1 pseudogene is annotated in these 785 nt (G+C 66.6%); it reads left to right on the top strand.

What is annotated here, in order from left to right:
* Nucleotides 1-437 precede the first annotated feature (437 nt).
* Nucleotides 438-785 (top strand): annotated as a pseudogene (locus CCN37_RS37680) (hypothetical protein); the annotation flags it as partial.

Raw genomic sequence — 785 nt, 5'->3', positions numbered from 1 at the left:
ACGTAGAGGGGCAGGGCCGCCGCGCGGACACCGTCGCCGACGAGGGAGACCGACCAAGCGAGGAAAAGTCTGCGAAAGCCGGGTCCGCGCACGCCGGAGCCCTCTGCGACCTTCTCGTCGGGCCGACTCACCGTGCTCGCGTCCTCCCTGCGGCCCCGCCGTCCGGCCACCCCTCGCCGAAGACCGGTGGACCTGCGGTGATGCCGCATTGTCCGATACCGCCGGAGCGCTTGCGGCCACGTCCTGGGAGCGGTTGCCGAAGATCACTCGACGAGACCACGAGCTGCGGCCGAATGGTCCCGGTCCGGACGGCGGCGAATGGCGGTCAGCTTGGCGGCTTGTTCTCCGAGCGCCGTGGCTCTACTTTTTCACCTATCCGGGTCTTGCGTAGAAATCCGATCTCCCCTTATCCGAACAATGATCGCCGGAGGGCACTCATGTTCACGTCTTCTGTCACCTCGCAGAGCAACAACGTCACCCGTCCGGGTAAGGGTCTGTTTACCTCAGCGTGCTCTTCGTACCAGGGCGTGCGGATCAGCGCACGCGAAGGCGCCAGGATCAGCAACCGCGCCGGTGTGCGCATCAGCTCCTGCTCGGGCGTGCGCATCAGTGCCCGTGACGGCGTCCGGATCAGCTCGCAGCGTGAAGGCGTGCGAATCAGCGCTCGCGAAGGTGTTCGCATCAGCTCGCAGCGCGATGGCGTGCGGATCAGCGCGCGTGAAGGCGTGCGGATCAGTCGTCAGGGCGTGCGCATCAGCAGCGCGCGCGAAGGTGTTCGCATCAGC

It is taken from the genome of Allokutzneria sp. NRRL B-24872, from assembly GCF_002155965.1.
Classification (GTDB): domain Bacteria; phylum Actinomycetota; class Actinomycetes; order Mycobacteriales; family Pseudonocardiaceae; genus Allokutzneria.
This window is presented reverse-complemented; position numbering and strand designations above follow the sequence as displayed.